This is a genomic window from uncultured Mailhella sp., from assembly GCF_947631555.1.
Classification (GTDB): Bacteria; Desulfobacterota; Desulfovibrionia; order Desulfovibrionales; family Desulfovibrionaceae; genus Mailhella.
This window is the reverse complement of the sequence record NZ_CANRLT010000101.1, coordinates 1-6342: the sequence shown is the minus strand read 5'-3', so window position 1 is coordinate 6342 and position 6342 is coordinate 1. Positions and strand designations below refer to the sequence as shown.

Genomic DNA, 6342 nt, shown 5'->3' with positions numbered 1-6342 from the left:
CCGTTCACCTCGCAGCAGACGAGCCCGAACGTCGCCACCCCTGTCGCCTCGAACAGCGGCTGCGTCCACCGGCGCACCTCGCGGCCCTGGATGTCAATGTCACAAAACACGACTTTAAAGGGGTAGGGCTCCTTGCATACGAGCTCTCCCCCGCGGGGCTCCCAGTTCTCCAAGCTGTCCAGCGGCACGAACTGCAGACAGTCCTCCGCAAACATCTTCCTGTTATTTATATATTGGTAGACCACAGGGAGCGGATCGTCAGGGGTATCCTCAAATACGGAGCGGAACAGGGGCTTGTCCGGGAACAGCGCCGAGAGCTCCTCCTGTTCGTCCGGGCCCAGCCGCAGTCTGGAGAAGGGGATGCAGGACAGCACCGTCCGGGTGTCCATATTCACCAGATTGTCATAGCGCATCAGAGTCTTGATCTGCCCCAGGGTCATCCACCGGAAACCAGGCAGGACCGGAACATCCTCCTCCACCCGGATGATGATGTTTCGGTTACGCTTCTTGTAAAACCGGGAGGACTGTTCCGACTGGATCTGGTCCGCCACGATCTCATACTTTGCGGCATTCAGAAAATACTCCAGATACAGCGGCTGTTTGCCCCCGTGCTTGCGGGAAAAATTGCTCTTGGTGGCCTGGATGGTGGGCGAGATCTGCACGCAGTTCACATTTCCCGGCTCTATCTTGGCCTGCAAGAGGAAGTGCATGACCCCGCCGATCTCTTTGCACAGGATGCCCAGGTATCCGATCTCGTTCTGAACGATCACCGGCTGGGCAAAGTCCTCCCCCCGCAGCCCTGTGATCGTGAAAAAACTGCGGTTCTGATTGCGGATGCAGCCCTCAGCGGAGTCATAAAACCAGGGGGCGCACTCCTCCAGGGGAATCTTACGGATCACTACCTCTGTCTCGGCGTTCCGCTCCTCTACCCAGGCGAGCAGATCAGCAGTGGGATTTACCCCGCTGTCCGTACAGCGCCAGCTTTTGGCGATGGAGAGCAGGGTATGCGCCGCTTCCCGGCAGCTTTCTGTATCTGCTCCTTTTTCTGTTGTTTCCGCCGGCATCCATGCCAGTTTTGCAGTCATGTCCGATCCGCCCATTTCCTCCGCGGAGCAACGCCCCGCGCTAAATACTTCTCCGCCGCCGCGGCAGCCGGCGAGCCAGCTCCTCGCCGCCTCCTGTCTGGACAGGCGCATACACGGACCCGTCACAGCCGTGTCCGGAATACTCCGTTTCTCACTCTGCATCCCAGCCCACGTTCAGCTGTTCCTGTTCCAGCTGCCGGTCCATCGCCTGCTCCACCAGCATGGCGATGTTTGCCTCGATGCCCGCCCGCGTGCTCATGTACAGCCGGTGCAGACACCGTGGATTGCCCTTCTCGCTGGGCAGCTTTGCCTCGCTGCACAGCCGTGTGATCTGGCTCGTCACATACGTCCGGCTCATGGGCTTGCCCTGCCTCGTCAGAAACAGCGGTCCGCTGCCGATCCCCTGACGGTCCGCATACCTCAGCAGCTCCCGGCATAGGCACTCTGGCAGATGCACATGCTGACATATGCCGCCGGAGACCACCGTTACGCTGCCGGCCTTCGCCGCCTCTACCGTCACCTTTTCCATCTCCTGCACCGGCACGTCGCATGCCGCGAACAGCTTCACCAGCAGGTACTGCTTCTCCAGTCCCAGTGCCTTCGCCGTGTATAAAAGATGCAGGTATTCATTCCGCGTCAGCTCCGGCTGGAGCTCCTCCGTTTTCTTCAGCGTCCCCGGCAGCTGATACTCCCGGTGCCCCACATATTCCAGATAGGTGTTCGCCACTGACAGAAACAAATTGATCGTATTCGGTGCGTAGCTCCCTTCGATCAGTTCCTCCCGCCATTTGCGCAGCGTTCCCCTCCGGATGCACTTGTCCTCCGGCAGCGCTTTATACAGCTGGTTCAGGCCGCGCCGGTACCATTCCAGCGTTCCTTTTACGCGGCCTTTTGTCTGCCACGCCGCCAGAAATCTCTCGATCTCTGCCGGCGTCATTATCACCCCAGGCTCCCGGGGTCGGGATATGAACTGCTTGCCGGCCTGTGCGCTTTTGATCGTGTCCACTGCGTCTCCCTTCCCCCTTTATCACAGAAGAAACAATTTGCCTGTATATATCGGCAAAAAATGCCCAAACGCAAGGGCTTGCGTCTCCCTTCCCCTTTGTCACAGAAGAAACAATTTATCCCATATTCCCCTGTCTGCGCCTCCTTCGGGCATAAGAGACCGCCCAGCGCTTATCACGCCGGGCGAACGATCCACATGTAAAAAGGAGCCGGGCCATTTATTGCCAGGACCGGCTCTTTTTGCGGCGGCATATTTTGACTTGCAATCAGCCCGCTATTGTGATAATATGAGTTAACTTGACCGCAGCCCTTGCGTTTGGGCGTTTTTTTTGCCGGTACATATAGGCAAATTGTTTCTTCTGTGATCATTTTGCTACGAGATGAGGCCCAGGCGTTCCAGGCGCCGGGCGTGCTCCGTCCCGGTGGAGATCAGGTAGATCCTGGTGGTCTCGATGCTGCTGTGGCCCAGCACATCCGCAAGCTTCGCCACGTCGTGGCAGGCGCGGTAAAACGTCCGGGCGAACAGATGCCGCAGGTTGTGGGGAAACACCTTCGTGGCCGCCACTCCCGCCGCCTTGCACAGTCCCTTCATCTCCGCCCATATCTGCCGCCGCGTCAGGCCCCGTCCGCTTCTGGTGAGGAATATCTCCCCCGAGGCGGTCTTTTGCTTTTCTGCATACTTCAGCAGCTTCCGGCAGAGCTTCCCGGGGATGAGGATGGTGCGTATCTTACCTTTTAAAAATATATCCGTCCTCCCCGTTTTCGCCGCCTCTACCGTGATATACTTCACCTCGCTGACGCGGATGCCCGTGGCGCAGACCGTCTCCATCAGCAGCGCCAGCCGCCGCTTCCCCCGGTCCTTTGCCGTCTCCAGAAGGCGCAGGTACTCCCCCTTCGTAAGCTCCCGTTCCCTGCTGCGGAAGAGCCTCTTCTGGATGCGCAGGTATTTGACCCGGCGATCGCTCAGGCCCATAAACGCCAAAAACCGATTCAGCGCCGACAGCTTGGCGTTCACCGTCACCGGCGCGAGCCCCTTCTCCAGCAGCTGGTCCTTCCACGCTGCCGCAGCCTCATGGTCCAGCTCCCGCTGGCCCAGCCAGGCAGCGAACTCTCTCACGTCCCGCACGTACTTCTCCACGGTCCCGCCGGCCCGCTCCTCCGACTCCAGCATCCGCCGGAATGCCTCGATCTGCCCGTTCTCTATCCCAAACATAAAAACACCTCCCGGATTTGTGTAGCTCCATTTTACACAGATCCGGGAGATTCCGTTTTCTTCTTTTGGAAAATATCCTGCTCCGCCGCCTGCTCATTCAAGGTACAGCAAAAATTTGGCTGTCATATCAGGCGGAGAAATGCAAAACATAATGCCGGACAAGTTGATAGGGCGGCATTGCGAGACGGCAGTCTGCCGTTTTGGACAGCCGAACCTGCTGATTTGCCCAATGCGAAGGAAAGGAGTTTGAATCACAATGGCGAAGAATTCCAATCAGCTCGTGAACCCCAACGCCCGCGAGGCTATGAACCGCTTCAAGATGGAAGCCGCCTCCGAGGTGGGCGTCAGCCTGAAGCAGGGTTACAACGGCGACCTGACCAGCCGTCAGGCCGGCTCCGTCGGCGGCCAGATGGTCAAAAACATCTGTCCCATACGAACTGTGAAATTCAGGAGGAACGACAGGAATGCGGTGGGGCACCAAACACAGATTCAGTACATAGCTGCGCTAGTCGTATAGGTGTCTAGCAACTCCTTTATAAGCTGCTGGCAATATAGCAAACCATCCCCGGAACCAACACGGTCCTGGGGATGGTTATTAAAATATCCTTCGGCATCCTCCCAAGTAACAATGGGAGCTCACCGCATGTCGCTACTGTGCCGCTTTCTGAACTGGATTCACTCGTCTGTATTTCAGCGCCCGTTCAGGCGCTATTTCCGGGCAATCCTCATCAAAGCTGATAACAGTGCGAAAATATCAACACACAACGGAATCAAAAATACCAATTAATTCAACAACGTCAGAATAGTATTGACTAATATCATAAAATGTCGCTGATGGAGGATCGCCATGGGCGAAGCAATGCCTATTTGTCACCAAAGAATTTGAAGATGTTATAAGTCTGTTTTTGTCCTCCCGCTCATTGAGCCTTGCTTGAAACTCGCTGCTCCATTGATCGTCAAACTTGCCCAGCAACTCTTTCATCTTCTCATATTTCGCGCTCATAGATCCTTTCCGAATCGTTGATTCTAGGTATGTATCAATTCTGGAACTACCAAGCTGTGAAAAATAGTCAGCAACAATTGACCGATACACAAACTCTGCTGTACCAGATGCTTTGATGAGTGCGTAATATGTCAAATACTTAACTTCTCTATCGAGAGGCGGAAGCGATGCAATCCGCGTTCCTATGTCACTAATTTCGTTGAAGCACTCATCGATCATATCTTGTAATTCATGTTTCATCGATGGAAACCCCAAATAGAATCGAACTTGCCAAGCCAATTCTTTTCTTTATATTCTCTATATCTGTAGTACGCTCACTGATGGCAGTTTTGAAATCAGAATTCTCTAGTAAGGTAATATGGCAGTTTTCACTGGCTAGAGTTAACTGTCCCCTGGTTTTTTGACAAAAGAGTGCAGATATCATTACGGCATCAAAAATAGCTGGGTGGAATTTCCTCGAGTATTTCCCATTCGAATAGTTTCTAAAAGCGTTAGGCCCAAACAAAGCAAGTATTTGCTCCGTTATTGTTTCGAAATCATGTCGTTCATTTTCAAGTGCTTCAACGGTATCATTTCTATGCCGTTGCATATAATCATTTAGCGCCTTTTTTAATGAAATCTTTGCACTTTCATTCTTTAAAACAAAATCTGACTTCAAAGTAAAGAAACGCAAAATATACTCAATATCTCGCATTCTGTTATCTGGCTGCTCAACGCCAAATAGTGAACGCCACGCTCTATTCTCATTTAGTGCAAACAAAAAGTTGTTGAACGACCCCTGGTAGACACAATTCCGAATTTCTTGAGCAGTCAAGGACCGGCCACTCGTATTAATCCGCTCAAAAATCTGATATAAACTTGTGTCATCATCCTCAGGTTTCTTTTGCTCAAAAATAATAGCATGAATAGTTGTGCTTCGTATCTTTCGCTGGTCATCGGTTGAAAGTTCGGAGAACGCCTTATTTCGCCAGCGTACATTTATCTTTTCAGAGTTAGATAATCTGAAAACTTTCTTATCAGAGGAAAATAATCCCCGCTTTACATAATCGTAAACAGTCATAATTCGTTGGTAACCATCAACTATCAATTTTTGACTGCCTGCTTGAGCCAAAAAGATACTTGGTACCGGTAACCCAAGTAAAATGGATTCTATGAATCGGCTTGCTTCTGTTCTGTCCCATACATATTTTCTTTGAAGTTCAGGCTTAACAAGCTCATTATCTTCATACATTGAAATGAGCTCTCGGAAAGAAAGATCTGCCCCCCACGAAGAAATATTAAAGAGTGAATCATCTGAATAATCATCCTCAATTTCCGATTGGATTATCTCAATATTATTCTCTATCTCTGGCATGATTTTATATCTCCTTCTTAATTCATATCTATCATATTGACTTTCATAGATACTGATTAAACGTGTTTCTGTTAACCCAAACTCACTTGGTATATATGTCATCCATACAATAGCTTTGTTGATCAAAAAAAGCTCAAAGATATTAGTTTTGGAATCTATCTTAACAGGATTAACGCCATAGATACAATAGGACATCATATGCATACCCCTAACCAATTATACAGTTAGTGTATGTAGCAAGGTGTCTTTTTAGAACCTTCTAACTCGGCGCAGCGGCCGCAGTTATCTTTCCTTCCTGATTCTTTCTTCATCCTTTCCCGATTCTCAATCGCTTTTCTTGATGCGCTAACAGTCGCGTGCAATTCAACAACTGGACCGCTCAGTTATCCTTCATTATCTTGTTCCATTTAGCTCTCCCCTCCTTTATGAGTTACTGCCGCCCCGATCAATCTGTCCGCCTGGTCCGCCATGAACAGCGGGATATTCAGCACATCGCCGTCCAACTTCAGGTTGTCTAAGGAGAACCTGATGCGCAGCTTGACTTCCTCCGGGAACAGCTCCTTGAACTTTCGCAGACTGCGGCTGGCGGTATTGGCCTCGGACTTGACCTCCACCGGGAAGATGTCATTCTCCCGCTGGATCAGGAAGTCCACCTCATAGGGCGGGTTGGTCTGGCTCCAAT

At 51.5% G+C, this 6342-nt stretch carries 6 protein-coding genes and 1 pseudogene; 1 reads left to right on the top strand and 6 read right to left on the bottom strand.

Going from position 1 to position 6342, the window contains the following annotated elements:
• From Q0Z94_RS10595 to Q0Z94_RS10585, 3 genes are all read right to left on the bottom strand, one after another.
• A partial coding sequence (locus Q0Z94_RS10595) for an NDP-hexose 2,3-dehydratase family protein (protein ID WP_298069528.1) occupies positions 1 to 1085 on the bottom strand: 1085 nt, incomplete at its 3' end.
• 151 nt (positions 1086 to 1236) lie between these two features.
• On the bottom strand, positions 1237 to 2091 hold the full coding sequence (locus Q0Z94_RS10590; RefSeq protein ID WP_298069527.1) for a hypothetical protein: 855 nt from the start codon (positions 2089 to 2091) through the stop codon (positions 1237 to 1239).
• A gap of 372 nt (positions 2092 to 2463) precedes the next feature.
• Positions 2464 to 3303, bottom strand: a complete 840-nt coding sequence (locus Q0Z94_RS10585; RefSeq protein ID WP_298069526.1) for a tyrosine-type recombinase/integrase — start codon at positions 3301 to 3303, stop codon at positions 2464 to 2466.
• 256 nt (positions 3304 to 3559) lie between these two features.
• Here Q0Z94_RS10585 and Q0Z94_RS10580 point away from each other — a divergent pair, with 256 nt between their 5' ends.
• Positions 3560 to 3820, top strand: a complete 261-nt coding sequence (locus Q0Z94_RS10580) for an alpha/beta-type small acid-soluble spore protein (protein WP_298069525.1) — start codon at positions 3560 to 3562, stop codon at positions 3818 to 3820.
• A 237-nt stretch (positions 3821 to 4057) separates the two neighbouring features.
• Here Q0Z94_RS10580 and Q0Z94_RS10575 read toward each other — a convergent pair whose 3' ends face one another.
• The 3 genes and pseudogenes from Q0Z94_RS10575 to Q0Z94_RS10565 all read right to left on the bottom strand — a co-directional run.
• Positions 4058 to 4546, bottom strand: coding sequence for a HEPN domain-containing protein (locus Q0Z94_RS10575; RefSeq protein ID WP_298069524.1), 489 nt, complete (start codon positions 4544 to 4546; stop codon positions 4058 to 4060).
• On the bottom strand, positions 4536 to 5858 hold the full coding sequence (locus Q0Z94_RS10570; RefSeq protein ID WP_298069523.1) for a DUF262 domain-containing protein: 1323 nt from the start codon (positions 5856 to 5858) through the stop codon (positions 4536 to 4538). Before Q0Z94_RS10570 ends, Q0Z94_RS10575 begins: the two co-directional genes overlap by 11 nt.
• A 209-nt stretch (positions 5859 to 6067) precedes the next feature.
• Positions 6068 to 6342 (bottom strand): annotated as a pseudogene (locus tag Q0Z94_RS10565) (hypothetical protein); the annotation flags it as partial.

Excerpts from the sequence above, each read along its gene's own strand:
- Q0Z94_RS10575 (WP_298069524.1), bottom strand. The coding sequence starts at position 4,546 with ATGAAACATGAATTACAAGATATGATCGATGAGTGCTTCAACGAAATT.
- Q0Z94_RS10580 (WP_298069525.1), top strand. The coding sequence starts at position 3,560 with ATGGCGAAGAATTCCAATCAGCTCGTGAACCCCAACGCCCGCGAGGCT.
- Q0Z94_RS10585 (WP_298069526.1), bottom strand. The coding sequence starts at position 3,303 with ATGTTTGGGATAGAGAACGGGCAGATCGAGGCATTCCGGCGGATGCTG.
- Q0Z94_RS10570 (WP_298069523.1), bottom strand. The coding sequence starts at position 5,858 with ATGATGTCCTATTGTATCTATGGCGTTAATCCTGTTAAGATAGATTCC.